Genomic DNA, 25,037 nt, shown 5'->3' on the forward strand with positions numbered 1-25,037 from the left:
GTCAATGACCGCTTGCGCTACACGGCAAAGATGGTTGTCAGATATTGGAGGTACCCATGTACAAGCATATCCTGATCCCGACGGACGGATCGCCCATTTCCACCGAGGCGCTCAAGAAAGCCCTGGACTTTGCTCGTGAAATTGGCGCGAAAGCCACGATATTGGTGGTCATGGAGCCTCTGCAGGTCATGACGCTCAATCCGACCGGCATGGAAGTCGCCTACGCGGAATACGATCGTTTCAACAACGAAGCGGCCGACCGGATTCTTGCCGATGCCAAGGAAGCGGCAAAGCAGCGCATGGTCGCCTGCGAGGCGGTGAAACTCGACAGCGGCGACGTAGCGAAGACGATCGTCGAGACTGCAGAGAAGAACAATTGCGACCTGATCGCCATGGCCTCGCACGGCCGCTCCGGCTTCAAGGCCTTCATGCTCGGAAGCGTGACAATGAAGGTGCTGGCGAACTCCAAGACGCCGGTGCTGGTCTATCGCTGATTAGCCGATAAGATTGTTATAGCGAACGGAATAGATGCGGTCGCGGCCAAGCAGGTGCGCGACCAGCTTTTCATGGTCGAAGAGGCCGCGCATCGCCTTGTGGCGGAGATCGAGGCCGCCTGCCAGAACGCCGAAAGCGGGCATCAGGAGGCGCGAACCGTCACTCGCAAAACACGGACGGCGGACAGATTTCTCCCGCCGGCGGACGGTGGCTGCCGGATGCAGGTGCCCGGCGATCTCGCCCTTTCCGGAAATCAGGCTCGGCTCATGGCGGAAGGCAAGGCCTCCGTAAAACAGTTCATCGGCGCAGGTGCCCGGCAGATCGACGGTGCCATCCGGATCGTGGTTGCCGTTGATCCAGATCCAGTCGCGGCCACGCGCCATGGCGGTGATCAGCGAGCGTAGTTCTTCCGGCAGATGTTCCGAGCCCTTTCGGTCATGAAAATTGTCGCCGAGCGAGACGACGATCTTCGGATCGTAGCGGTTGACCACGGCAGCCAAGATATTGAGGGTGGCGATCGTGTCATAGGGCGGCAGCAGCATGCCGCGCCGGGCGAAGGCCGCCCCTTTTTCCAGATGCAGGTCGGAGACGACGAGCATGCCGGTTTCCGGCAAATAGAGACTGCCCAGCGGATCGCAGACGGCGACGACGCCGTTCACGACGATTTCTTCCGCCCCGCTGGCGGCTCCGGTCATCGATGTCGAGCGGGCGGCAAGCCCGAGGCGGTGCATCAAGTTCGTTTCGTCTTTCCGTTCCGGGCAAAAGCCCGGCATGATGTCTGTTGTATGTGGTCAGATCCTCGGGACAAGCCCGAGGATGACGACAGATGACGAAGAGCAGATGCCCAAAAACGCCGCAGCAAGCCGCAACAGTTCTTTTGGCAGATCTTAAACCCCAGGTTCGTCATCCTCGGGCTTGTCCCGAGGATCTAACCACGCATCTGATAGTCCGGCCTCCGCGATCAGTTCCTCGGCGGCTTCCTTCAGCACCGCATCCTGTGCCTCGCCCGGCACCGGCTCCTTGCCGATCTCCAGCATGATCGGGATGGCGAGCGGTGAGACGCGGTCGAGATCGCGGTGGGTGATGTGCCCCCTGATTCGCTTCAGCATATCGCCTAACCGGCCGAGATCCAAAAGCCCGGATGCCGCATCCCGCCTCGTCGCCTCCAGAAGCACATGGTCCGGCTCGTGGGTTCTGAGAACATCGTAGATGAGGTCAGTCGAGACCGTCACCTGCCTTCCGGTCTTTTCCTTGCCCGGATGGCGGCGCTCGATCAAACCGGAAATCACGGCGCAATTGCGGAACGTGCGCTTCAGCATATAACTTTCGTTCAGCCAGGCCTCCAGGTCGTCGCCCAGCATGTCCTCGTCGAAAAGATCGGAAAGGCTGAGGCGGCCGGAGCGGATCATCATGCCCATGTCATCGAGCCCCCAGATGGCGAGCGAATAATCCGTCGCGACGAAGCCGAGCGGATGGGCGCCGATGCGATCCAGCCTGCGGGTGAGCAGCATGCCGAGCGTCTGGTGCGCCAGCCTGCCCTCGAAGCAATAGGCGATCAGGAAAAAGCGCTTTCCCCTGGGGAATGTCTCGATCAGAAGTTCGTCCTGCTTCGGCACGATGGAGCGCTCCCGCTGGATGCTCAGCCAGTCGCGCACCTGATCCGGCAGGCCCCGCCAGCGATCCGGGTCGGCGAGCATGGAGCGGACCTGCGCGGCCAGATAGGTGGTCAACGGAAACTTGCCGCCGGCATAGGCCGGGATCTTCGGATCGAGCGAAAAGGCGTTGGAGACGAGGCATTCGTTTTCCCGGATGCCCTCGAAGCGCAGCACCTTGCCGGCGAACAGGAACGTATCGCCCTGCACCAGTTGTTCGAGAAAATATTCCTCGACCTTGCCGAGCGACAGCCCTCCCCGGCCGAGCGAACCGTTGTTGTTGCGCCGGACGAGCCGGACGTTGAGCTCGGTCGCTTCGACGATCGTGCCGAGGTTCAGGCGGTATTGCTGCGCGACCTGCGGATTGGAGATGCGCCAGCGGCCATCCTTGGTTTTCCTGATTTTCGCATAGCGCTCGTAGGAGCGCAGCGCATAGCCGCCGGTTGCGACGAAATCGACGATCCGCTCGAACATTTCCCAGGAGAGACCGGCATAGGGCAAAGCGGTGCGGATTTCCTCGTAGAGTTCGACCGGATCGAAGGGTTCGGCGCAGGCCATGCCGAGCACGTGCTGGGCGAGCACGTCGAGCGCGCCTTCGCCGACCGGCGGCGTATCCTGCGCGCCGAGATAATTGGCGTCGAGGGCTGCCTGACACTCCAGGACCTCGAAACGATTGGCGGGCACGAGGATCGCCTTCGAAGGCTCGTCCATGCGGTGGTTCGACCGGCCGATGCGCTGGGCAAGCCTGGAGGCCCCTTTCGGCGCACCCACGTGAACCACCAGATCGACGTCTCCCCAGTCGATGCCCATGTCGAGCGTCGATGTGGCGACGACGGCGCGCAATTTGTTGGCGGCCATGGCGGCCTCCACCTTGCGGCGCTGGCCGGCATCGAGCGAGCCGTGATGCAGCGCGATGGCCAAGTTGTCGTCGTTGATCGTCCAGAGCGTCTGGAACAGAAGCTCCGCCTGGAAGCGTGTGTTGACGAAGATCAGCGTCGTCCTGTGGCGCCTGATCTCATCGTAGACTTCCGGCATCGCATAGGTCGAAACGTGACCCGACCAGGGAATTCGGTCATCGGTCTTCATGATGGTGATGTTCGGCGCCGCACCGCCCGTGACATGCACGAGGCCGGCCGGCGGCGCCGGGTTCTCGCCTTGGGGCACCAGCCAGCGCTGCAGGTCCATCGGATCGGCGACAGTGGCCGACAGACCAATGGTCTGCGCCCGTGGAGCGTGCCTTCGGATGCGGGCGAGATCGAGAGACAGAAGATGGCCGCGTTTCGAGGTCACCAGCGAATGCAATTCATCGAAGACGACGTATTTCAGGTCCTTGAAGAAGCGCTCCGCCTCCTTGTTGGCGAGCAGCAGCGCTACCTGTTCCGGCGTCGTCAGCAGGATATCCGGCGGATTGAGCTTCTGGCGCTGGCGCTTGGCCTGCGGCGTGTCGCCGGTGCGATTCTCGACGGTGACGGACAGCCCCATTTCCGTCACCGGCTTCATCAGGTTGCGCTCGATATCGACCGTCAGCGCCTTCAACGGCGAGACGTAGAGCGTATGGATGCCCACAAAAGCGGAGCCCGGCGGGATCTTTCCGCGGCGCGTGAGATCGGTGAGCGACGGCAGGAAGCCGGCAAGCGTCTTGCCGGCGCCGGTCGGCGCAATCAGAAGCATGTTCTCGCCGGCCGTGGCGCGGGAAAGCAGCTCCAGCTGATGGGCGCGCGGCTGCCAGCCCTTTTCGGCGAACCATTTCAGGAACGGCCGGGGCAGGAGCGCGGCATCTCGGCCGGGAGGCTGGGTTTCGATCACATCCACGCCGCTCAAGATAAGCGGAAACAGCCGAAAAAGAAGAGCACTTGACGGCCGGATATAATCATGGATAAATACTATCCGCGATTAGGAGATGATTGATGAAACTCGGCGACGGCGTCGAACAGGCGATCCACTGTGTGACCATGCTTTCGCGCGTTTCGGAAGACGGCGTACTCTCGGCTGCGGCACTGGCGGAGTTTCACGGCGTCTCAACGAGCTATCTCCTGAAACACCTGCAGGCGCTTTCGGGCGCCGGTCTGCTTGGCACCGTGCCGGGGCCGAAGGGCGGCTATCGGCTGGCGAAGCAGCCGGAAGAGATCTCGCTGCTCGATATCGTGCTCGCCGTCGAAGGACCGGCTCCCGCCTTCCGCTGCGCGGAAATCCGCCAGCGCGGGCCGAACCCCTTGCCCGGGCGCTATTTCGCAAAACCCTGCGGCATCAATGCCGCGATGCTGAAGGCCGAAAGGGCCTATCGCGCCGAACTCGCCAAGGTGTCGATCGCCGACATCCTGGCGGACCTGGAGGCTACCGACGACGGCGGGATTGCCGCCCGCGGCTGCGCCTTCCTCGACATCCACGAACGCAAGACGGCCCGCTGAAGGTTGAAAGCTCAACCTATAGGCCACACCCCAAGGAGAAGATCGATGCAGCCACGCCTGAATTTCTACAAGGCCTCGCAGGAAGCCTACAATGCCGTCAAGAACCTCGAAAACTACGTCCAGGGGTGCGGCCTCGAACCTCGCCACATCCACCTCATCAAGCTGCGCGCCTCGATCATCAACCACTGCGCCTACTGCATCGACATGCATGTGAAGGAAAGCCGGCATGACGGTCTTTCCGAGCAGTGGATCAACCTGATGAGCGCGTGGGAAGAATCGCCGATCTACGACGAAAAGGAACGCGCGCTCTTAACCTGGGTGGATGCGGTCACCCGCGTTGCCGATACCCATGTTCCCGACAGCGCTTACGAGACGCTGAAGGCGCATTTCACCGAAGAGGACATGGTCAAGATCACAGTCGCGATCGGCGTGATCAACATCTGGAACCGGCTCTGCGTCGGCTTCCGCGTCATGCATTCGATCGACCAGCCGGCAAAGGCTGCGTGAAGAGGCCGGTTGATCTTTTTGTTTGGCGCAATTCCGGACGGAAACCCGCCAGGCACTTTCCCTGGAACTGCTCACCGGACGATGTAACGGTCCGTGCGGTGGTTGATGGCGAGCGTCAGGTTGAGCGTCACCGCGGCAAGGATCGAGCACAAGATGACATAGGGGCTGGCGACGAAGAAGGAGAGCGCCAGCACCACGCCGTCGAGGCCGAGCTGGACGAAGCCAGCCCGCCAGCCGAACCGATCCTGCAGATAAAGAGCAAGGATGCCGAAGCCGCCGAGGCTTGCCCGGTGGCGGAAGAGGGCCAGCATGCCGGTGCCGATCAGCAGGCCGCCGAACAGGGCCGCCACGACCGGATGGATATGGTCGAAGGCAATCAGGCCGGGCAGGAATTCCGTCAGTACCGAGGTGAACGCCACGGCCGCGAAGGTCTTGATCGTGAAGGCAAGGCCGAGCCGCTTGTAGGCAATCCAATAGAACGGCAGGTTGAGCGCGAAAAAGACGAGGCCGAAGCTCAAGCCGGTCGAATAGCGGATCAGGAAGCCGAGACCTGCCGTGCCGCCGATCAGGAGATGCGCCGACGAGAGCATGGTGACGCCGAGTGCCGCGAGCATGCTGCCGGCGGCGATCCCCTGCATGTCCTCCAGCGGGGAATGGCGGTCCGAACTGGAGGACCAGAAGCCGACCGGGCTTTTCTTCGCAGCAGCATCCGCCATCAGCGCACCACGATATAGCGGTCCGAGCGATGGTTGATCGCCAGGAACAGGTTGAGGACGACAGCACCGACCACCGACCACGCCACCGTCACGGGACTGACCACCGCGAAGGCGCAGAGCATGACGCAGAGATCGAAGGCAAGCTGGATCAATCCGGCCTGGATGCCGAAACGGTCCTGGATATAGATCGCCAGGATGCCTACACCGCCGAGGCTCGCCCGGTGACGGTAGAGCGCCAGCAATCCGTAACCGAGCAAGAGGCCGCCGAGCAGTGCTGCCCAGAATGGATGAAGATAATCGATCAGGAAAAAACGGCTCTCGATTTCCGAGATCACCGAAACGAGGCCGATGGCGATGAAGGTCTTCAGCGAGAAGGCCAGGCCGAGGCGGCGGAAGGAAAGATAATAGAACGGCAGGTTGACGATGAAGAACAGCAGGCCGAAGGAAATGCCGAAGGCGTAATGCAGCAGGAAGGCGACGCCCGCCGTGCCGCCGGTCAAAAGCCCGACCTTGTTCAGGAAGTAGAAGCCGAGAGCCGCAACCATCGCGCCGGTGACCAACCCCTGCGCGTCTTCAAGCAATGTGTGCTTCGACGGATCGATGCTGTAGAAGCCAAGGCTTCTTTTCTGAACCTGCTTCGGCTGTCCAGCCAACGTTTGCCCCTTTATTTTCGATAATATTGCACTGCAATAAAACCGTCATCAAGAGGGTTCAAGCCGCGATGAGCCGGCAAGGAAAAAAGCAAGAAATGGTCAATCAGGCGGGCTTGCGCGACAGAAACAGAATGCCGTGGACGGGTTTTCCGGCATCCAGACGAATTACGGTCTTCCGCATGTCCAGAAGCGCCAGGCCGTAACGGGCAAGCAGCGAGCGGATATAGGCCTCGGAATGAGCGTAGCGGAGGGTTTCCCGCAACAGGTAAGCTTCACCGTCGCCCGCGTCCTCGACTGAGAAAGCGAAGAAGCCGCCCGGCGCCAGAAGCTCCAGCACAAGCGGGAAGACGGTCTCCAGCGAACCGAGATACATCAGCACGTCGGCGGCGGAAACGAGATCGGCGCGATGTTTGGGAAGAGCATCGGAGAAGAGACCGGCTTCCTCGGAGAGTCGGCTGAGATCGGATTGGCCGAGATGGTCGTAAAGACCTTTCGCCTCGGCTCTCGCCAGCATGTTCAGGGAAAGATCGAAGCCTTCGAGATGGCCTGCCTTTCCGCGGATTTCCGCGCCGAACAGGCCGGTTCCGCAGCCGAGATCGACCACGTTGCGGAACGGCGCATGAGGCGCAACCAAGGCGGCGAGCTTGCCGGGCACGGAATAATCGAGCTTTTCGACCAGCGCCGTATCGAACCGGTCGGCATAGTCGTCGAACAGGCCTTCGACATAACGGCTCGGAGGCTGATCCGGTATTGCCTCCACGCCGAGCAGCGCAAGCTTCAAACGAGCACCGAAGACGTCTTCCGGTTCGAGCGCCAGCGCCTGCCGGTAGGCTTCATCGGCGGTTTCGAGGCCTGCCTTTTCCCGGAACTCGCCGAGACGGAACCAGCCGGCCGCCCAAGCGGGCACCAGTTCGAGGGCCTGCTCCATCAGTTCGGCGGCTGCGCCGAAATCACCCGCCTCCGACAGCATGCGGGCATAGTCGGCGCGGCGGTCGGCGATCACATCGCCGGAAGAAAACTGGCTGGGCAGCATTGGCGCATCTCAAGAGGGTGCGGGTTATTGGCCGAAGTCACAAAAAAACTCAAGTTCTATTTGAGGGAACCCAAAAGACTTGCGGCGGCTGCGGCTGCCGACTATCTCTCAGGGTGCAATTCGGAGAAGGAAAAGGATGGCGGACGGGGTCAACAGGTTCCTGGGCGACACACCAGGCCGCACGATCGTGAAGCTGATCGTCGTGTGCCTGATCGTGGGTTTTGTTCTCGCATTCTTCGGCTTCACGCCGGACAATATCGTGGACAGCATCCGCTATCACGTTCTCGACTTATGGTATAACGGCTTCAGGGCGCTCGGACGGGTGGGAAGCTACCTTCTGCTCGGCGCAATCGTCGTCATCCCGGTCTTCATCATCCTGCGCATCTTCAGTTACCGCCGCTGACATGACCGCCTTCCAGACTTCTTCGCGACGGGGTTTTCTCGTGCTTTCCGGAATGGGCCTGCTGCTCGCCGGCTGTTCCACCACGTCGGTTCTGACACCGACGGCAGGTGCGGAGGACGAGACGGAAGCCGCACTTCCAATGGTCAACACGCTGCGCCAAGGCCGCGGCCTGCCCACCCTGGCGCTCAATTCGCCTGCCCGCAGGGCAGCCGTCCAACAGGCGGTGCGCATGGCGAAAGCAAACGAGATGAAGCACCTGATCGGCTTCGGCGACGATTTCGGCGTGAGGATGAAGAAGAACGACGTGGTACTGCCGGCCGCTGAGAACATCGCCAGCGGCCAGAACACGGTCGAGGCCGCAGTCCGGGCCTGGATCGATTCCCCCAAACATCTTGAAAACATGCTCGGCTCCTACAGGGGTCTTGGCGTCGCCATGGCCCGCACATCAACCGGTGCCCCACCCTATTGGGCCATGGTCCTGTCGGGCTGACCATGGATAGCCGGGGGCAGGAGGTTCGGCCTTTCGACGTGACGCACCGGCTGGTGCTCGGCATCGCGATCCCCATGACACTCGGGTTCCTGACGACGCCTCTCCTCGGCCTGACCGATACCGCCGTGGTCGGCCGGCTGGGGCAAGCGGAGGCACTGGCCGGGCTGGCGATCGGCGCCATCCTGTTCGACCTGATCTATGGCAGCCTCAGTTTCCTGCGCACCTCGACCACCGGCCTGGTCGCGCAGGCCTTCGGGCGCGGCGACAATCGGGAACAGCAGGCGGTCTTCTGGAGGGCACTCCTCAGCGCGCTCTGTCTCGGGTTCGTCATGCTGGGGCTGTCGCCGCTTATCCTCGCCTTCGCGCCCGAACTCATGACCAGCGACCCGGCCGTCGCCGAGGTGACGCGGCAATATTTCGGCATCCGGGTGCTGACGAGCCCGGCGACCTTCGCCAATTTCGCCATTCTCGGCTTCGTGCTCGGGCGAGGCCAGGGTGTGCTGGGCCTGACCCTGCAGATCATCCTCAACGGGACCAACATCTGCCTGTCGATCTTTCTCGGCCTTGGTCTCGGCTGGGGGATCGTGGGGGTCGCTTGGGGAACGGCGCTTGCGGAAGTCACTGGTGCGGTGATCGGCTTTCTCGTCGTCAGCCGGCAGTTTTCGGCCGCATACCAGCCAAGCCGTGCGGATATTTTCGATACGGCCAAGCTGAAGCAGCTCTTCCATCTCAATGCGGACATCCTGATCCGCTCGCTCATCCTCAACGGCGCGTTTGCGCTGCTGACCCGCGTCGGATCGAGCTTCGGGGCGGTGACGCTTGCGGCCAATGCCGTGCTGATGAATGTCTTCATGCTGTCGGCCTTCTTTCTGGACGGACTGGCAGGGGCCGCCGAACAGCTCGCCGGCAGAGCGGTTGGCGCGCAGTACCGGCCCTCCTTCGACCGGACGCTGAAGCTTACCGGCTTCTGGTCCTTTGCCATGGCCGCCTTGGTCGGACTGTTCTTCATCAGCTTCGGCCAGCCGATCATCCATCTTCTCACGACCTCCGAAGAGGTACGGCAGGAGGCCTATACCTATCTCGCCTGGGCCGCGCTGACGGGGCTTGCCGGCGCGCTCGCCTTCCAGATGGACGGCGTTTTCATCGGTGCCACCTGGTCACGCGAGATGCGCAACATGATGCTCGTGTCGTTTGCGTGCTATTGCGCAAGCCTTGCCGTGTTCGTGCCGATGATCGGCAACCACGGGCTCTGGCTGTCGCTCAACCTGTTCCTGATGATGCGCGGCTTCTTCCTGGCGGCCATGGTGCCGCGCAAGGCGCGTCAGAGCTTCGTGTCAACCCACTGATCAAGCCGCGTGTCACGCAACTCCCGGATCGAGGAGACCTTTTCCCGGTCGAGAAGCGAGGACAAGCCCCTGACGATCGTCGCGGGCAGGCCCGGACCTTCATAGACCATGCAGGAATAGAGCTGCACGAGATCGGCGCCGGCGCGGATCTTTTCCAGCGCGTCCCCGGCGCTCGACACGCCGCCGACGCCGATGATCGGCAGGCCCGGGCCGACGCGACTGCGCATCTTCGCAAGAACCGCAGTGGAGCGCCTGAAGAGCGGCGCGCCGGACAGGCCGCCGGCCTCCTTCGCCTGGACCTGATCCTTCAGCCCGTCGCGGGAAAGCGTGGTGTTGGACACGATCAATCCGTCGAGCGGGTGGGAGGTCGCTTCCGCCGCGATATCGTCGAGCCCCTCCTCCGTCAGGTCCGGCGCGATCTTCAGAAAGACCGGCACGGATTTCCCGTGGCGCATCGCCTCCTCCATGCGCGCAGCGAGCACTGCATCGAGCAGTACCTTCAGGCTGCCGCGCGCCTGGAGGTCCCTGAGGCCCGGGGTATTCGGCGAGGAAATGTTGACGGTGAAATAGGTGGCGAGGCCGTAGAACTTGCGGATGCCGAGGACATAATCGGCGACGCGATCGGCCGTGTCCTTGTTCGCACCGATATTGACGCCCACAATCCCCCGGGCATTGCGCCGCGCGGAAAGCCTGGCAAAGGCGGCCTCGTGACCCTCGTTGTTGAAACCGAGCCGGTTGATGACGCCGCGGTCGTCCACCAGCCGGAAGATGCGGGGCTTGTCGTTGCCCGCCTGAGGCTTCGGCGTCACCGTGCCGACCTCGGTGAAACCGAAACCGAGCTTCAGGATCGCATCCGGCACCTCGGCGTTCTTGTCATAGCCGGCGGCAAGGCCGATCGGATTCGGGAAGGGGATGCCGGCAACCGTTTGCGCAAGCCGCGGGTCGGCAGGCACCCGGCAGGCAGGCACGACGCCGGTCTTCAGCGCGGCGATCGAAAGTCCGTGGGCGGTTTCCGGATCGAAAACGAAGAGGCTGCGGGAGGCAAGCCCGGCAAACGGGCCGATCATGGCATCTTCTCCGGAAAGGCGTGGAGGCCGTCGACGCCGATCAAGAGCGGCATTTCCCAAAGGACGGCGGAGAAAGGCAGCGTCCCATAGAGATGCGGGAAGAGATCGCCGCCACGCGAAGGCTCGTATTTCAGCGCTTCGCCAAGCGTCAGTGCGTTGACCGCGACGAGCAGCAGGCCTGCGACGCCTGAAAAATGCAGCCGCGCCGTTTCGCGCGCCTGTGTGCTGGTCGAGAAATGGATATAACCGTCCTTGAGGTCGATCTCGGCCCCTTCGAAAACGCCTTTTTCCTTGGCCCGACGCCAGAGCGTTTCCGGCACGATCTTGTACACTATATCCGTCATCATGGACTCTCGATGATCTGTTACTCTTCGAGAGTTTGCCGCAAAGCTCGCCACTTGTCCACCGTGGGAGGACGATAAGATGAAGGTTCTTGCATTAGCGACTTCGGCGCTTTTCGTCGCCGGCCCGGCCCTGACGCAGCAGCCGCAACCTAATCGTTTCCAGCTCGAGCGCACCGAAAGCGGCATCGTCCGGCTCGATACCCAGACCGGCGCAATGACGCTCTGTCACGACGAGAATGGCACGCTCGCCTGCCGCATGCAGCCGGATGAAAGGGCAGCCTACGAACAGGAACTCGACCGGCTCGAGAAACGCGTGACCGCACTGGAGGAAAGGCTGAGCCATACGCCGCCGAACACGCTGCCCAGCGACGAGGAAGTGGACCGGTCCCTCTCCATCATGGAGAGATTCATGCGGCGCTTCATGGCAATTGTCGGCGAATTCATAGACGAGCGGGAAGACAATAAGCCGCAACCCAATCGTACGTAAAATCCAGCACTTGTTTCCGCCTCTCGAGAGGTTTACAACTTTCAAAGATTTGAAAGGCACGACTATGCTCTTGGGAGGGAGCGTGGAAATGCAGACACTGACAATCATCATCGCAGACGATCATCCGCTCTTTCGCGGAGCTCTCAGCCAGGCGGTCAAAGGCATTGCGGAAGAGCTCGTCATCATCGAGGCGGGTGATTTCGAAGTCGCGCGGCTTGCCGCCGAGAAGACCCCCGATGTCGACCTGATGCTGCTCGATCTTGCCATGCCGGGTGTCAGCGGCTTTTCCGGACTAATGTCGCTCCGCGCGGAGTTCCCCAGCCTGCCAATCGTCATCGTCTCGGCAAGCGACGACGGCGCCACGATCCGCCGGGCACTGGAACTCGGCGCTTCCGGTTTCATTTCAAAATCTTCTGGACTCGACGATATCCGCGCCGGCATCCAGGCGGTGCTGGATGGCGACATCTGGGTGCCGAAGGGCGACTTCACCGCGCCAGAGGAAGATCCGGGACTTGCGGAACTCATCGACCGGCTGAAGACGCTCACTCCGCAGCAGAGCCGGGTGCTGAGCATGCTCGGAGAGGGCCTGCTCAACAAACAGATCGCCTATGAGCTCGGCGTCTCCGAGGCGACCATAAAGGCACATGTCTCGGCGATCCTTTTGAAGCTCAATGTCGACAGCCGCACCCAGGCCGTGATCAAGCTCAGCAAGATCAACATGGCCCTGGTGGCCTGAACGCAGAGCCGGAACAGGATTTTATTCCTCTCCTCTCTTTACGTGAGGTCGCGATTCCGTTAAAATTAGGGGGTGTCTGCGCGGGCTTGATGATGCTTGAAAGCTGCGCGAAAGGGGTTTCGATCGAAGGGTGCCGCCGAGCGCCGGGGCTGTCCGGCTTCCGTCTCGCGCGCCGGTCACGGGTACGGGCAAGATGCTGTCACATGAAACGATCTGGAACGCGATCGACACGCTCGCCGAACGCCATCAACTGACGCCCTCCGGGCTTGCGCGTCGCGCCGGTCTTGATCCCACCTCCTTCAACAAGTCGAAGCGGCTGGGGCCGGACGGGCGGCTGCGCTGGCCTTCGACGGAGTCCATCGCCAAGGTGCTGGAGGCGACAGGTGCCACGGTCGACCAGTTCATGAGCTATCTTCCCGCCTCCTCCAGTCGCTCGACGCTTCCGGAAGGCAATTTCCCGCCGCAGGGCGGAACCATCCCGCTGCTTGGTTTCGCACAGGCTGGTGCCGGAGGTTTTTTCGATGATGGAGGCTTTCCGGCCGGACAGGGCTGGGATGTGGTGGAATTTCCGGTCGACCCGTCCCGCAAAGCCGGGGTCTATGCACTGGAGGTCCAGGGCGATTCGATGCTACCGCTCTATCGCGACGGCGACGTGCTGATCGTCGAGCCCGGCGCGCAGGTGCGGCGCGGCGACCGTGTCGTGCTCAAGACCAAGGAGGGCGAGGTGATGGCCAAGGTGCTTGCCCGCCAGAGTGCCCGGACGGTGGAACTGACGTCGCTCAATCCCGACCACCCCAACCGGGCCTTCGACATCGCAGACGTCGAATGGATCGCGCGGATCATCTGGGCGAGCCAGTGAGCGGGAAATAGCGAATAGCGAATAGCGAATAGCGAATAGCGAATAGCGAATAGCGAATAGCGAATAGCGAATAGGAAAGAATTCGTAATCCACGAAGGTCAGTAAAGGCCGTTCGGGAAATAACGCAGGTAGATATCCTGCAGGCGGCCATTGCGTGACAAAGCGCTGAGCGCCTGGTCGAAAGCGGCAACGAGTATCGGATCGCCCTTGCGCAGCATGACGGACAGGCCCTCGCCCAGGAATTTTTCCGAAAGATAAGGGCCGTCGAAGAGCGCGCAGCATTTTGCGGCGTCCTCGCCCGCCACCCAGAAGGGAAGCCGCAATCCATCGGAGAAGACGGCATCCACCTTGCCCGTCTTCAGCGCCTCCAGCATGGCGTCGTAGCTATCGAGGGGTGTGGCGGATACATTCGGAAAAAAGGCCTTCAGCATCAGCTCATGGGCTGTGCCCCTGACGACGCCAACCGGCCTGCCGGCAAGCGCTGCGGCCGTATCGCCATCGATCTTTGCGGTGAGATTGCGGGCAAAACGGGCCGGGACACCGAGATACGGCCTTGAAAAGGCAAAACGCTGGCGCCGTTCCTGTGTCACCGCAATGCCGGCCATCGCCGCCTCGCCGGCGCCGCTTTCCAACGCCTTTTCCAGTTCATCGAACGGAAGCGCCTGGATCTGGCACTTCGCCTCGATCTCCAGTTCGGCGCAGATCTCGCGGGCGAGGTCGACATTGAAGCCTGAAAGCCGGCCGGTCTGATCGGCAAAATTGAAGGGCGGAAAATCGACCGTCGTCAGAATCCGCACGCGTATGATCGCCGAGAGATCTGGCCGCGACAATCGCTCGCGGGCATCGAATGTCAAAGGGAACGCATTGTCGCTGCCGGCCGCCTGTCCCGGCACAGCGCCAGCAAGCAGCCCGCCTGTCACAAGGCAAAGCTGCAGAAGGTTGAAAAACCCCTTGATTCTCGGGGATGCAATCAGAAGACGCATCGCTATGATCCAAATCGGGACAGGTTGGGGACATCCGCTTGCGGGCGGTGTAGCAGAGTCATGCGTTTAGGGGAATATCCGCCGGCATCGCCGACGGCGCAAGATGATGCGTGGCAAACGCCGGCCCCACCCGGAACCGGGCCGCAAGAACATGTCCGCGATCCCGTCGATGATCCGGAACTGGCCGCCCTTGCCGCGCTTGGTTTCTCCAAACCGTTGCTGTCCATGCTCTCCGACAGGGCGCGGCGAAACGGCACCCGCGCCGAAAGCGAACTGTTGCATAGCGGTCAGGTCAGCGAGGCCGCCTACTACGGTGCAATCGCCCGCTTCCTGCGCCTGCCTTTCGTCGAGACGATCGATCCGACCCTTATCACCGACGCACCCCTACTCGACATGCAGTTGCAACGTCCGAACCAGATCCGCATCAACCACCGGCATCGGGCTCCGCAGGTGGCCGTGGTGCCGGAAGCCGCCAGGCTTGCCGATCTCGGGGCGGCCCTCTCCGCCATGCCGCAGCTTGGCCGGGATCTTGCGATCACGACACCTTCGGCAATCCGCCGGGCGGTCTGGCAGGCCGGAGCCGGACGGCGCGTGCGCGATACGGTCAACGAACTCTTCGACCGCTTCCCTTCCTTCTCGGCGCGCATCGTCCTTTCGGGTCACCAGGGTTTCTATGCCGGGCTCGGGCTCGCAGCGCTCCTCTCCGCACTGATCATCGTGCCTTCGACAACGCTGATTTTCCTTCATGTCCTGCTGTCGCTCATCTATCTGGCGTCCCTGCTTCTCAGATTTGCAGCGTTCACCCGACAGCATTTCGGGCAGCCTATGCGGCCGGCCTTGCCGGCACCAGAGGGAACGCTTCCCTGTTATACGGTCATGGTGGCGCTTTACCGCGAGGCGGCGGTGGCCGAGCAACTGATCGCCAGCCTGAAGCGGCTCGACTGGCCGGACGCCCTGCTCGACATCAAGCTTGTCTGCGAAGCTGACGACCACGAGACCATCGCGGCGCTGAAGGCGCTCTCCCCCGGCGCCCATTTCGAAATCATCGAAGTGCCACCTTCGAGCCCGCGCACCAAGCCCAAGGCGCTCACCTATGCGCTCGGCGCTGCGCGCGGAGAATTCCTGGCGATCTACGACGCGGAGGACCGGCCGCATCCGCAACAATTGCGCGAGGCCTATGCACGCTTCAGGGCGATGCCCGCCGAACTCGCCTGCCTGCAGGCGCCGCTGATCATCACCAATGCGAAGGAGTCCTGGATCAGTGCGCTGTTCTCGCTGGAGTATTCCGGCCTTTTCCGCGGATTGCTGCCGATGCTGGCAAGAGTGCGAATGCCGCTGCCGCTCGGAGGCACTTCCAATCACTTCCGCACCCGATCCCTGCGAGAGGCCGGCGGCTGGGATCCCTTCAATGTCACCGAGGATGCAGACCTCGGGCTGCGCCTCTATCGCCTCGGTTACCGGTCCGATGTCATCGCAAGGCAGACACTGGAGGACGCGCCGACCACCATCCACATCTGGATGGGGCAGCGCAGCCGGTGGTTCAAGGGCTGGCTGCAGACCTGGCTGGTGTTGATGCGCGATCCGCGCCGGCTCATCCGCGAGATGGGCCTGCTGGCCTTCTGTACCTTCCAGCTCATGATCGGCGGCATGCTGATTTCCTCACTCCTGCATCCGCTGATCATCATCTTCATGGGCATCGGCGTCTACTCCATGCTGGAGGCGCCTGCCGATGACGTCCCCGCCGGCGTGCTCTCGCTATTCGTCATCGACAGCATCAACATCCTTGGCAGCTATCTGATCTTCCTGGGACTTGGGATGGGTTCGATGATCCATCACGAAAAGCGGCAGATCGGCTGGCGCTGGACCGGTGTCGCCCTCTACTGGCTGATGACCTCGGCTGCCGCATGGCGGGCGGTGCTGGAGCTGCGCTCGAAGCCTTTCTTCTGGAACAAGACGCCGCATGTCCCCGCCCGCAGAAGGACATGATCCCCTCCGCTCATGCGATTTGCCGCCGTCCGATGTTAGCCCTACGTTAAACTTTCTGCAATTTTATAGTATTGTATGACAAAGGTCGATTAAGACCGGCCACATGATGCGGGCTGTCGCACCTCTCAAGCATTTCCCCCTCTCACTTCCACAAGGCGGCGGTAGACCCGGCGCGGGCAGGACTCCATGTTGCAGAATATGAAAATCCGGACGAAGATCCTTTCGGTCGTCGTTCTTCTCGGGCTCGTTTCGGTGGCGGGCCTGATCTACATCGTGCAGGAATTCAAACACGCCGACGGGAGCTACAGCACGTTCATCGACCATGAAGCGTCGGCCGCCATGCAGGCTTCCCGCGCAAACGCATCTGTGCTGTCGTCGGTCCTTCAGGCGAGCTTCTCGCTGAACATGCCGGCCGGATCGAAGGAGGCGGAGACGGCCGCCAAGGCGGCATCGAAGTTCGGTCAGGCCCGGGAACGCCTGCAGCAGGCGGCCGAGCTCGTGCCGAGCCGGAAAGCGGCGGCGGATGAGCTCATCGCGGATGTCACCGCTCTCGAGCAGGTGACCAAGAAAGCGCTCGACCTGCACAGAGCCGGCGATGAAAAAGGTGCAGCGGACGCAATGGCGCAGATCAGTGCGGGTATCGCCGCCATTACGCCGAAGATGATCGCCAACAACGACGCATTGATGAAGCTTCTGGACGACGGCGGCGATGCGCTCTCCGATACGGTCAACCAGCGCATCAATCTCTGCTTCGCCATCATCGGCATTGCTACCCTCGCGCTGATCGGATTCGGCATCTACGTCGCCCAGGTCGGCCTTGCGGCACCGATCAATAAGCTGAGCGAGCGAATGAAGCTGCTGGCGGAGGGTGATACGGTCAGCGACATCATCGGCCTCGATCGCCGGGACGAAATCGGTTTCATGGCGCAAGCAGTACAGGTCTTCCGCAGCAACGAAATCGAACGCGTCAATCTAGAAGTGCGCGCCACCGCCGATCGCGACCTCAGCGACCGTGAACGCCAGGAGCGCGACGCACAGCGTGCGGCGGAAGCCGGCGAACTGGAACGTGCCATGCGCTCGCTCGGCGAAGGCCTGCGGCGCCTCGCCTCCGGCGACCTCATCTCGCGCCTGGAAACGCCCTTCGCTCCGCATCTCGATTCGCTGCGTGTCGACTTCAACAATTCGGTCGGCACGCTCAACGAGACGATGATCGCGGTCGGCGCGAACGCCACGGCGATCAATGCCGGCGCCAGCGAGATCCGCTCCTCCGCCGATGCGCTTTCCAAACGCACCGAGCAACAGGCCGCTTCGGTCGAGGAGACTGCAGCCGCGCTCGAGGAAATCACAACAACCGTGAAGGACGCGGCAAAGCGGGCCGCGGAAGTGAGCCAGCTTGTGACCCGCACCCGCACCGGCGCCGAAAAATCCAGCGACGTGGTGCGCAAGGCGGTCAATGCGATGCAGGAGATCGAAAAATCGTCCGGTGAGATCTCCAATATCATCGGCGTGATCGACGACATCGCCTTCCAGACCAATCTTCTGGCACTCAATGCCGGTGTGGAGGCGGCCCGCGCGGGTGACGCCGGCAAGGGTTTTGCGGTCGTGGCCCAGGAAGTGCGCGAACTCGCCCAACGTTCGGCCCATGCGGCGAAGGAGATCAAGGCGCTGATCACCACGTCCGGCACGCATGTCCAGACCGGTGTCGCGCTCGTCGATGAAACGGGCAAGGCGCTCGAAACCATCCTTCACGAAGTGCAGGAGATCAACGGCCACGTCCATGCCATCGCGGACGCCTCGCGGGAGCAGTCCATCGGCCTGCAGGAGATCAACACTTCGGTGAACGCGATGGACCAGGGCACGCAGCAGAACGCAGCCATGGTCGAGGAAACGACCGCAGCGAGCCATAGTCTGGCGACCGAAGCGACGGCACTCACCAATCTGCTCGGCCAGTTCAAGCTGACCGGCACGGGCGGATATGCAGCAGCGGCGGCGTCCTTGACCCCGCAGCCGGCTTCGCCGACCACCGCGGCGGCAGCCAAGCCGGCAGTCCGGGCTGCTTCCGATAGCGAGCCATGTCCGGCTGCATCGCCAGCGCGGGCGCTTGCTCAGACCCTTGCCGGCGCCTTCGGCGGCGGTTCGACAGCAGCAAGCCAGAAAGCCGGATGGACGGAACTCTGAACCGAAGTACGGCAAAGCATCAGTCAGCACGATCAAGGGCGACCCAAGGGCCGCCCTTCCTCTAGAAATACAGGGAACATTTCACACTTCCGCAGGTCAGGTAGAGGTACTGACAATGGAGGGAAAAAATGCACACTTATTATCGTTACCGCGGCGGCGAACCGGCGCCCGGCGCCTTGATCATCAGGTTCTATCATTCCGGAGACCAGATCCGCGGCTATATCAGAAGAGTTGCCGATCCAGCCGAGAACGACACGATCTTCCCCGGCGAAGAGATGGAGCCGGATGACGCCTTTCGGATGGCGGAGAACAAGACCAGGGACCGGACAAGCAACCGATCTTCGTGGAACTTTCAGAGGGAGTAGAATGGAACCCTGCCTGGGGCAAGCTGATGTGATTGTCGGAAAACTGGAGCGGGTGAAGGGAATCGAACCCTCGTATTCAGCTTGGGAAGCTCGGAGTATTTGAGCGATTGCCGGCACTTCGCTGTAAAACTCGGCAAATTCCGCAGGAGAAAACAGAATGTGTTCAATGCGGGTGTAAAACCATCTTGAAGTTCCAAAGCGATTGAGGAATCTATCCGGCGATCCGTGGCGGCGGACCTAATTAACATATGACCGATGCGGCCGGTCCCAATAACGAGGACGATACCGCATGGACGTCGAAGGCCGCAGATTTATTGAACATCCACCGCTTGGCGGGTATAAGACCACGCTCAACGTCATCCCACGCATCGTGGACTTCGTGGCCAAATGCAATGCCTGTGGGCATATGAAGGAAATAGAGCGACACAAGCTTGAGGAGGTCGCATCCGGCCAATGGCTTCCGGAGATCTCGCGGCGGCTCCGTTGTTACGCCTGCGGCAAGAAGGATTCGAAACTGCTGACGGGATATTATGCGTCTGAGTAGCTGGGCAATCTTCATCATCCTCGCCGCACTGATCGCGCTGCAGGTCGTGGTGATGGTCTTGCGGTTTATCTGAGGAGCAGTTTCCCAAGCCACGGTCTGACGGTATCCCACATAGTGAAGAAGACCCCGCCAGCCGTGAAACCAAGTCCGACGAAGATCAATGAGGCCGTTTTTCCCAGCCTCTTGATATCCTTCACCTCCTCGATCGTCGGAGAGATATCCTCGTCGATCGTCTTTTTGAGCCCGACAATCACGTCCCTCTGCTGGGCCACGGTCTGGCCGCTGAGAACGACGGTCGTCTCCAGATGGGAAATATCGCTCTGTTGTTTGTCGAGCCGTTCATGAATGCGAGAGCGCGATTCCCTCGCCCTCTTCTCCTCGACCTCCAGCTTCTTATTGATGTGGCCGATCGCGGTTTCTTGGCGTTTCATCCCCTCGCGCAGTTCTCCAAGCATGAGGATGATTTCATTCTCGAGTCCCGCCATAAGCCCCATTGCCCCTTTTGATGCGTATGCGATTTTCGGAATGCCGCAGCTACCAGAACCACGATGCGATGGTGATCAGCACAAAGGCCACGATGCAGAAGACCTTGAACGGCTCGGTTTGGAGGAAGCGCATCAGCGGGCCTCATCATGGGCGGCGCATTCCTCAACCGTCCATGCGCGGGCGCCGCATAGCCCCGCCACGGTATCGTCGATCTTCTCCTGATCGCGCGCGGTCTTCCCTCGGGCCCCGATCAGCGATGTTCCGACGATCGACCTAGCCGTCGACTGGAGCTGCACTTTCGATGCACTCACCTGTGCGGTTTGAGTACAGGAGGCCACGCTCAATGCAGAGGCGGCGACGAACGCGAGCCTTGTCAGCTTCATTGGTCAATTCTCCGATGGCTTTGGTGGTTGCGGCCTGCATGGAGGCCCGTTCGGCTTCCCTTGCTTCTCGTTCGGCCGCAGGAGCCCAGAGAAGCGCGTTGATGGTCAGGCAGGCGACGAAGCCTATCCCGGCCCCGCCGGCGATATTGAGCCAGTCAAGGAGGCCGAACATCACTTGCCCTCGCGAACCCGGTGGACGAAATACCAGAGGCCGACACCGACAGCAGCGACCATGGCGAAGGCGAAGGCCCATTGGACCGGCCCGCTTCCGGCCGTGAGCGCAGCGCCAGCAGACAGGAGGCCGCCAAGCGGACCCCATGCCTCTGGCTTTTTCACGATCTCAATTACGCCGGTATCGCGGACGTCCGCCTTGGCGTCCGCTTCAGGCGGCGCATCGATCGGCAGCGCCGGAGGCGTTGGAATCGTGGCATGCGCTGCGTTGGCGAGCCGGATGGCATTTCCGACCACGCCAGGCTGATCTTTCCACTGCCCCTTTGGATCCTTGCCGGTGACGCGGATCGTCCAGCCACGGCCGTTCGCGGGGAAGCCGGTCTTCGCGTTGGTGAGGCTGCGCAGGTACCGCATGCGCTCATCGCAGTAGTCTCGGATCAGCTTCTGGACCCCCCCGGGATACGCAGATACAGCGGCTGCCGTCTGCTCGCCCACGTGGCCGTCTTCACGAATGCCCAGCACCTTCTGGAGATTCTTCACCGCCGTCGTGGGTCCAGAGTTCACGCCGAAATCGAAGGCCGCATAATCGAGACCGGCCGGAAGAATGTCGCCACCAGACTGAGACCAGTAGGAACGCCGGTAGATCGCCTCGGCTTCCTGCAGCGTCATCCGCCTGACCTGGTCGGCCGTGACGGAAGAAACGCCGCGATGCGCTGCAAGCGTGGTATGCGTGATCCCGTATTTTGTCGGGCCACCGCGATCAGACTTGACATTCACGTATCCGCCCTCGTGACCAAACATAAGGTCAAGAGCGACGGGAAGGGTTTCCCGAGCCATATGTTTCTCCTATGGGCATGGAAAGGCGCCGCCGCGGATGCGTCGGGCCAGATTTCGTCCGAATTGATGGGGACGGGTTGACGAGTTAGGTACTCGACAGGCACAACAGCCCGCTCACAATGAGAACCGATGGAGAGGCGCGCTCATGTTGAATTGCATCGTCAGGCACCAGCCGATCGACCGCCGGAAGAAAGAGTCAATCTGGCTGGACGACTTCAAGAAGAATGTCGTTTCCAGAGGCGGCGAAGACGGGATCAGCGAGAAGATTTTCGAGGTTATCGGCGCCAAGAACAAGATCATCGTGGATTTCGGCGCGGCTGACGGATACCAAATCAGTAACTCATACAATCTGATCCAAAATCACGGCTGGGGTGGTGTCCTAATCGAACCTGGCTATCAGTACGAAAAGCTTCAAAACCTACACAACGGCCGGAAAAACGTAGTAACGATAAAGGACATCGTTGGCTTCGAGGACAGCAACAAGCTGGATACCCACCTTTCCGCTGCCAAAATCGATATCCCTAGAGAGTTCGACTACCTGTCAATCGACATCGACGGCAACGACATTCACGTCTGGCGAGATATTCAGAAATACCATCCCCGGGTAGTCTGCATCGAATTCAACCATGCGCTTCCGAACGACGTCTATCTTCTCCAGCCGAAAGACTTGAACGTCAATATCGGCTCATCCCTAGCTGCCACAATTGAGGCTGGCAAAGAACTCGGCTATGAACTGGTATTCGTTACTGGGCCGAATGCTTTCTTTGTGCAGCAAGAACTATTCCCGCTGTTTAACATCGCGGACAATTCAATCGACGCGATGCATTTCAATGGGCAAAAGGAAACCAAAATCTGCCAAGCGTATGATGGCAGCTTGATCATCGCCGGGATGGCAACTCACCCTTGGAAGGGGTTCGCCATCGATGAAGAGCGAATTCAAGTGCTGCCGTCGAATATGCGCAAGTGGAAGTTCTCTGGCGGATGGATCTGGCCGAAGCGACCTGGCTTCGACTGACAATCTTTCAACACCATCGGCGGATATGTGCGGGCCTTTTTCTTCAGGGTTGCCAATCGTCGTTACCGCATGTGTAATACTCATGAAAAACCAATGGATGGGACAATGGCAGACGAATTTGACGCACTGGAAACGGCAATCGCCCCGCTACGCGCTAGCGGTCTCGATGTCTCATTGTTCGACTCAGCAGTAAACGACATAAAGACGCGCTACATCAAGAAGCTACCTGAATACTTCCAGCGTATTGGTTACCTCCGGTACCTCGCTACCGACCCGAAAACCATCATCGACATAGGCGTTTCGACAGGGACGCCAAAGCTCTATGAAGCTTTCAACCACCTCCCATTCCTCCTCGTTGATCCACAACGGAACAGCGAGCAGAAACTGAAATACAAGCCTGCCAAGTACACCTTCGTGGAAAAGGGTCTGGGAGCGGAACGTGGAACACTCACTCTCAACGAAAGCGCCTCTCAATCATCTTTCATCGAACGAGACGGCGTTTTCGTGGGCGACTACAAGGTGGAAAGTCAGTATGAAGTGGACGTTATCACCTTCAAGGATATGATCGACAGCTATAAGCCGGAACCGCCCTATGGCGTGAAGATCGACACGGAAGGTTTCGAACTGGAAGTCGTCAAAGGAATGGTGGGGGCTTTTGACGACATCGATTTCCTGATCTGTGAAACATCCATCCGGCGCGTCTACCGGGACAGCTACCAATTCTCTGAACTGGTAGCATTCCTGGCCAACCATGGCCTGTTATTCTACAACATCCTGAACGATGTCAGCCCTTGGCCGCGATATTATGACACCGTCTTTTTACGCAAGGATAACCCGAAGTTCACCTCTGTGACGTGAGGCCGTCATGATCAGGAAAGACGTCAGCTTTGGCATGAGCAGCGATATAGCTGCAGGAGAATATCTTGCCTACGACGAGGACGGCGAGGAGCACCGCCTACGCTTTCCTCAAGACCCTATCCCGCCATGGGCTAAGACCGTTCAGCTTTCGCCCATGGACTACTTTACGATGATGGCCATTGAGCTGGGCAGCGCGGAGAAGAAGGATAAGCCACACTAACTATGACTTATTCGCGAGACGGATACGCATCTTCTGCAATCTGCTCAATCCCTCGTATCTGAGATCGTCGGGAAGAAAGACCACTACCGTTGGTGCGGAAAGGAATGATGCGAGTGCATCGATAAGGCCAAGAACTTCGGCAACCCGCTCCGTCGGAAACTCCATGTCGGACATTCTCGCCAATGCCGTTACGAGACCGGAAAGACATGTCCCGACGTATTCCGGCATCCGGTATTCCGGCTTATCGAGGATAACTCTTATGAGCTTCGCCTCAGTGGTCAAATCCAGCGCCACGCCGCGCATTCTTACCGCGTCTTCAGATTCTTTGCTCGCAACCGCCAAAGAGGCATTCTCTTTCACCTTCGGCACGTAAGACAATGCCTCGTGTTTTTCGGCATCAGACGGGTTGCGGCTGCGCGACCAGGCCACATTCCGGCGTAGTAACTTCGCTGGGGCTCCCCCGACAGCGCAAGCGGCTGGCACAGACTTTGCCACAACTGATCCCATGCCGACGATAGAGCCCGAGCCTATTTCGACGCCCTTAAGTACAGTCACACGCTGACCGATCCACACGTGATCATGCAGGATGATTGGTTTCGACCTGTTGATGATCTTCCCATTTTCATCGAATATAGTGTGCATGTCGTTGGGACGAAACATGATTTCCGAAGAAAACATGCAGTCTCTACCGATTACTATACTATCGTCTTGGACGAATTCCGCTCCCATTCCGTTACATGTGGATCCAATACCGAAAACGAACCTATTGCGATCGCTCCAGAAGTTGAGGTTGATCTTTGCATCTTTTTTGGGTGTTCCACCGACTACAACTTGGTTGTGCGATCCAAAAAAACTGAAGAGCCCGTCTACAGGGCAAAGTAGAATGATCTCATTGTTCATTCCTCCTGCCCGAAAACGAGGAAGCTTTTTCATCGCCGCTTCGTTTCCATAGACAGTGCCCCACGGAAATTCCTGCTTCTGTAAATCTTCCTTCTTTGCCCAGCCGTACTCTGGGTGAGTGTGTTCAATCGTCATTTTGAGCCGTAGAGTGTTCTAGCATACGTCTCCCATACCTCAGGCAGCTTCTTGTTCACTGCAGGCTCGTATCGGTCATAGAATACTATATCAGTTATAAGCCCCCTCCACGGTTGGGCGCCCCTTCCGTCCGCCCCGACAACCGCTCTGGTTTTCGACCAAACGGCGGTTTCCGTCTTGACATCTGGCAGTAGATCGCCGTCAACCCACGCTCGAATGCATCCGCCAGGATAACCACAAAACAAACTGACGCCGCTGTCGTGGTCTACAGGAACGGCCATCTCATAGCGGCCGGCGTACCGCAATATCAGGTCATTCGAGTTAGCCGGAATGCAGATATCGAATGGGCCTGCGGCAAGGAGATACTGGTCTCTATCGCACTTTGTGTTCGGCACAAAGACGAACCCGAATGCCCATCGCGCCGAATAATTCTGTTCCAGCGAGTGGATATATCCGTCAGATTCCCTGAAATCTGCCACTTTCGCGCCGTTTGGGTATACTGACAATTTTGCTGGTCTACCAAAGGCGCGCAGCTCGCAACCGCTGCCGTCCTGGCTCACAAATTCCGATATTCCGCTCTCGGAACGCCCGCAATGAAGAGATGAATAAAACCCCTTCGCTCCATCCGTGGCAATCAGGTCGATCAGTCTAGCGTCACTCAACATGACTCAGACAATAACCACGTCGCCTTCCAAATCGCAAGGTCGTTAACGGTCGTACCAGTGGCGCTGACTTTCAGCCATTAGCGCCGTGGTCAACGAATTAGGAACACGCTTTGGG

At 60.2% G+C, this 25,037-nt stretch carries 27 protein-coding genes and 1 pseudogene; 16 read left to right on the forward strand and 12 right to left on the reverse strand.

The genetic code is table 11. The features are described from left to right. Positions 1-56 precede the first annotated feature (56 nt). Positions 57-494, forward strand: a complete 438-nt coding sequence (locus ABK249_RS02525) for a universal stress protein (RefSeq protein WP_348862107.1) — start codon at positions 57-59, stop codon at positions 492-494. Here ABK249_RS02525 and pdeM read toward each other — a convergent pair whose 3' ends face one another. Together pdeM and ABK249_RS02535 are read right to left on the reverse strand one after the other, a co-directional pair. After that, complete coding sequence (gene pdeM, locus ABK249_RS02530; RefSeq protein WP_407720661.1) at positions 495-1,229, reverse strand: ligase-associated DNA damage response endonuclease PdeM; 735 nt, start codon at positions 1,227-1,229, stop codon at positions 495-497. It abuts the gene before it with no gap. A 153-nt stretch (positions 1,230-1,382) separates the two neighbouring features. Next, positions 1,383-3,959 (reverse strand): ligase-associated DNA damage response DEXH box helicase, encoded by a 2,577-nt coding sequence (locus ABK249_RS02535; RefSeq protein ID WP_348862317.1) that lies wholly within the window; start codon positions 3,957-3,959, stop codon positions 1,383-1,385. Positions 3,960-4,054: 95 nt separating this feature from the next. On the opposite strand from ABK249_RS02535, the gene ABK249_RS02540 reads away from it, so the two are divergent. Together ABK249_RS02540 and ABK249_RS02545 are read left to right on the forward strand one after the other, a co-directional pair. After that, positions 4,055-4,555, forward strand: a complete 501-nt coding sequence (locus ABK249_RS02540; protein WP_348862108.1) for an RrF2 family transcriptional regulator — start codon at positions 4,055-4,057, stop codon at positions 4,553-4,555. Between the two features lie 45 nt (positions 4,556-4,600). Further along, positions 4,601-5,062: a carboxymuconolactone decarboxylase family protein gene (locus tag ABK249_RS02545; protein WP_348862109.1), complete on the forward strand. Its 462-nt coding sequence runs from the start codon at positions 4,601-4,603 to the stop codon at positions 5,060-5,062. Positions 5,063-5,133: 71 nt separating this feature from the next. On the opposite strand, the gene ABK249_RS02550 is transcribed toward ABK249_RS02545, so the two are convergent. The 3 genes from ABK249_RS02550 to ABK249_RS02560 all read right to left on the reverse strand — a co-directional run bounded on the left by ABK249_RS02550 (position 5,134) and on the right by ABK249_RS02560 (position 7,464). After that, positions 5,134-5,778: a YitT family protein gene (locus tag ABK249_RS02550; RefSeq protein WP_227701864.1), complete on the reverse strand. Its 645-nt coding sequence runs from the start codon at positions 5,776-5,778 to the stop codon at positions 5,134-5,136. Continuing rightward, positions 5,778-6,431, reverse strand: coding sequence for a YitT family protein (locus ABK249_RS02555; RefSeq protein ID WP_227701863.1), 654 nt, complete (start codon positions 6,429-6,431; stop codon positions 5,778-5,780). Before ABK249_RS02555 ends, ABK249_RS02550 begins: the two co-directional genes overlap by 1 nt. Before the next feature lie 103 nt (positions 6,432-6,534). After that, on the reverse strand, positions 6,535-7,464 hold the full coding sequence (locus ABK249_RS02560) for a class I SAM-dependent DNA methyltransferase (RefSeq protein ID WP_348862110.1): 930 nt from the start codon (positions 7,462-7,464) through the stop codon (positions 6,535-6,537). A gap of 136 nt (positions 7,465-7,600) precedes the next feature. Here ABK249_RS02560 and ABK249_RS02565 point away from each other — a divergent pair, with 136 nt between their 5' ends. From ABK249_RS02565 to ABK249_RS02575, 3 genes are read left to right on the forward strand one after another with little or no spacing between them, the layout of a single operon-like run. Further along, the gene (locus ABK249_RS02565) at positions 7,601-7,867 is read left to right on the forward strand and encodes a DUF6460 domain-containing protein (protein ID WP_037158979.1); all 267 of its coding nucleotides are present in this window, start codon (positions 7,601-7,603) and stop codon (positions 7,865-7,867) included. A gap of 1 nt (position 7,868) precedes the next feature. After that, on the forward strand, positions 7,869-8,357 hold the full coding sequence (locus ABK249_RS02570; RefSeq protein WP_348862111.1) for a CAP domain-containing protein: 489 nt from the start codon (positions 7,869-7,871) through the stop codon (positions 8,355-8,357). Positions 8,358-8,359: 2 nt separating this feature from the next. After that, the gene (locus ABK249_RS02575) at positions 8,360-9,703 is read left to right on the forward strand and encodes an MATE family efflux transporter (protein ID WP_348862112.1); all 1,344 of its coding nucleotides are present in this window, start codon (positions 8,360-8,362) and stop codon (positions 9,701-9,703) included. Here the strand turns inward: ABK249_RS02575 and ABK249_RS02580 are convergent. Further along, positions 9,679-10,770, reverse strand: a complete 1,092-nt coding sequence (locus ABK249_RS02580; RefSeq protein WP_348862113.1) for a quinone-dependent dihydroorotate dehydrogenase — start codon at positions 10,768-10,770, stop codon at positions 9,679-9,681. The two genes, ABK249_RS02575 and ABK249_RS02580, sit on opposite strands and share 25 nt — an antisense overlap. Further along, on the reverse strand, positions 10,767-11,117 hold the full coding sequence (locus ABK249_RS02585; protein ID WP_415926416.1) for a DUF952 domain-containing protein: 351 nt from the start codon (positions 11,115-11,117) through the stop codon (positions 10,767-10,769). Before ABK249_RS02585 ends, ABK249_RS02580 begins: the two co-directional genes overlap by 4 nt. 76 nt (positions 11,118-11,193) lie before the next feature. Here ABK249_RS02585 and ABK249_RS02590 point away from each other — a divergent pair, with 76 nt between their 5' ends. From ABK249_RS02590 to ABK249_RS02600, 3 genes are all read left to right on the forward strand, one after another. Then, positions 11,194-11,601 (forward strand): hypothetical protein, encoded by a 408-nt coding sequence (locus ABK249_RS02590; RefSeq protein WP_348862114.1) that lies wholly within the window; start codon positions 11,194-11,196, stop codon positions 11,599-11,601. Between the two features lie 88 nt (positions 11,602-11,689). After that, entirely contained in the window at positions 11,690-12,337 is a 648-nt protein-coding gene (locus tag ABK249_RS02595; RefSeq protein WP_348862115.1) for a response regulator transcription factor, read from the forward strand. A gap of 193 nt (positions 12,338-12,530) precedes the next feature. After that, entirely contained in the window at positions 12,531-13,196 is a 666-nt protein-coding gene (locus ABK249_RS02600; RefSeq protein ID WP_037159993.1) for a S24 family peptidase, read from the forward strand. A 98-nt stretch (positions 13,197-13,294) separates the two neighbouring features. Here ABK249_RS02600 and ABK249_RS02605 read toward each other — a convergent pair whose 3' ends face one another. Then, on the reverse strand, positions 13,295-14,179 hold the full coding sequence (locus tag ABK249_RS02605; protein WP_348862116.1) for a transporter substrate-binding domain-containing protein: 885 nt from the start codon (positions 14,177-14,179) through the stop codon (positions 13,295-13,297). A gap of 60 nt (positions 14,180-14,239) precedes the next feature. Here ABK249_RS02605 and ABK249_RS02610 point away from each other — a divergent pair, with 60 nt between their 5' ends. The 4 genes and pseudogenes from ABK249_RS02610 to ABK249_RS02625 all read left to right on the forward strand — a co-directional run bounded on the left by ABK249_RS02610 (position 14,240) and on the right by ABK249_RS02625 (position 19,252). Further along, entirely contained in the window at positions 14,240-16,165 is a 1,926-nt protein-coding gene (locus ABK249_RS02610) for a glycosyltransferase family 2 protein (RefSeq protein WP_348862117.1), read from the forward strand. A gap of 186 nt (positions 16,166-16,351) precedes the next feature. Then, the gene (locus ABK249_RS02615; RefSeq protein ID WP_348862118.1) at positions 16,352-18,343 is read left to right on the forward strand and encodes a methyl-accepting chemotaxis protein; all 1,992 of its coding nucleotides are present in this window, start codon (positions 16,352-16,354) and stop codon (positions 18,341-18,343) included. Positions 18,344-18,471: 128 nt separating this feature from the next. Further along, positions 18,472-18,740 (forward strand): annotated as a pseudogene (locus ABK249_RS02620) (hypothetical protein). A 257-nt stretch (positions 18,741-18,997) separates the two neighbouring features. Further along, positions 18,998-19,252: a hypothetical protein gene (locus ABK249_RS02625; protein WP_348862119.1), complete on the forward strand. Its 255-nt coding sequence runs from the start codon at positions 18,998-19,000 to the stop codon at positions 19,250-19,252. Positions 19,253-19,317: 65 nt separating this feature from the next. On the opposite strand, the gene ABK249_RS02630 is transcribed toward ABK249_RS02625, so the two are convergent. The 3 genes from ABK249_RS02630 to ABK249_RS02640 form a co-directional block, all read right to left on the reverse strand. After that, the gene (locus ABK249_RS02630; protein WP_227701846.1) at positions 19,318-19,737 is read right to left on the reverse strand and encodes a hypothetical protein; all 420 of its coding nucleotides are present in this window, start codon (positions 19,735-19,737) and stop codon (positions 19,318-19,320) included. Between the two features lie 132 nt (positions 19,738-19,869). Beyond that, positions 19,870-20,121, reverse strand: a complete 252-nt coding sequence (locus ABK249_RS02635) for a hypothetical protein (protein ID WP_348862120.1) — start codon at positions 20,119-20,121, stop codon at positions 19,870-19,872. A 171-nt stretch (positions 20,122-20,292) separates the two neighbouring features. Next, positions 20,293-21,129: a glycoside hydrolase family 108 protein gene (locus tag ABK249_RS02640; protein ID WP_348862121.1), complete on the reverse strand. Its 837-nt coding sequence runs from the start codon at positions 21,127-21,129 to the stop codon at positions 20,293-20,295. Positions 21,130-21,274: 145 nt separating this feature from the next. On the opposite strand from ABK249_RS02640, the gene ABK249_RS02645 reads away from it, so the two are divergent. The 3 genes from ABK249_RS02645 to ABK249_RS02655 all read left to right on the forward strand — a co-directional run bounded on the left by ABK249_RS02645 (position 21,275) and on the right by ABK249_RS02655 (position 23,222). Further along, complete coding sequence (locus ABK249_RS02645) at positions 21,275-22,144, forward strand: hypothetical protein (RefSeq protein ID WP_348862122.1); 870 nt, start codon at positions 21,275-21,277, stop codon at positions 22,142-22,144. Positions 22,145-22,249: 105 nt separating this feature from the next. Further along, complete coding sequence (locus ABK249_RS02650) at positions 22,250-23,002, forward strand: FkbM family methyltransferase (protein WP_348862123.1); 753 nt, start codon at positions 22,250-22,252, stop codon at positions 23,000-23,002. Between the two features lie 7 nt (positions 23,003-23,009). After that, a complete protein-coding gene (locus ABK249_RS02655; RefSeq protein ID WP_348862124.1) occupies positions 23,010-23,222 on the forward strand; it encodes a hypothetical protein in 213 nt (70 codons plus the stop codon). Here ABK249_RS02655 and ABK249_RS02660 read toward each other — a convergent pair whose 3' ends face one another. Then, positions 23,223-24,257: an acyltransferase gene (locus ABK249_RS02660; protein WP_348862125.1), complete on the reverse strand. Its 1,035-nt coding sequence runs from the start codon at positions 24,255-24,257 to the stop codon at positions 23,223-23,225. Positions 24,258-25,037: the final 780 nt, after the last annotated feature.

Origin of the sequence: Neorhizobium phenanthreniclasticum (assembly GCF_040066075.1) — a bacterium.
Lineage (GTDB): Bacteria > Pseudomonadota > Alphaproteobacteria > Rhizobiales > Rhizobiaceae > Neorhizobium > Neorhizobium petrolearium.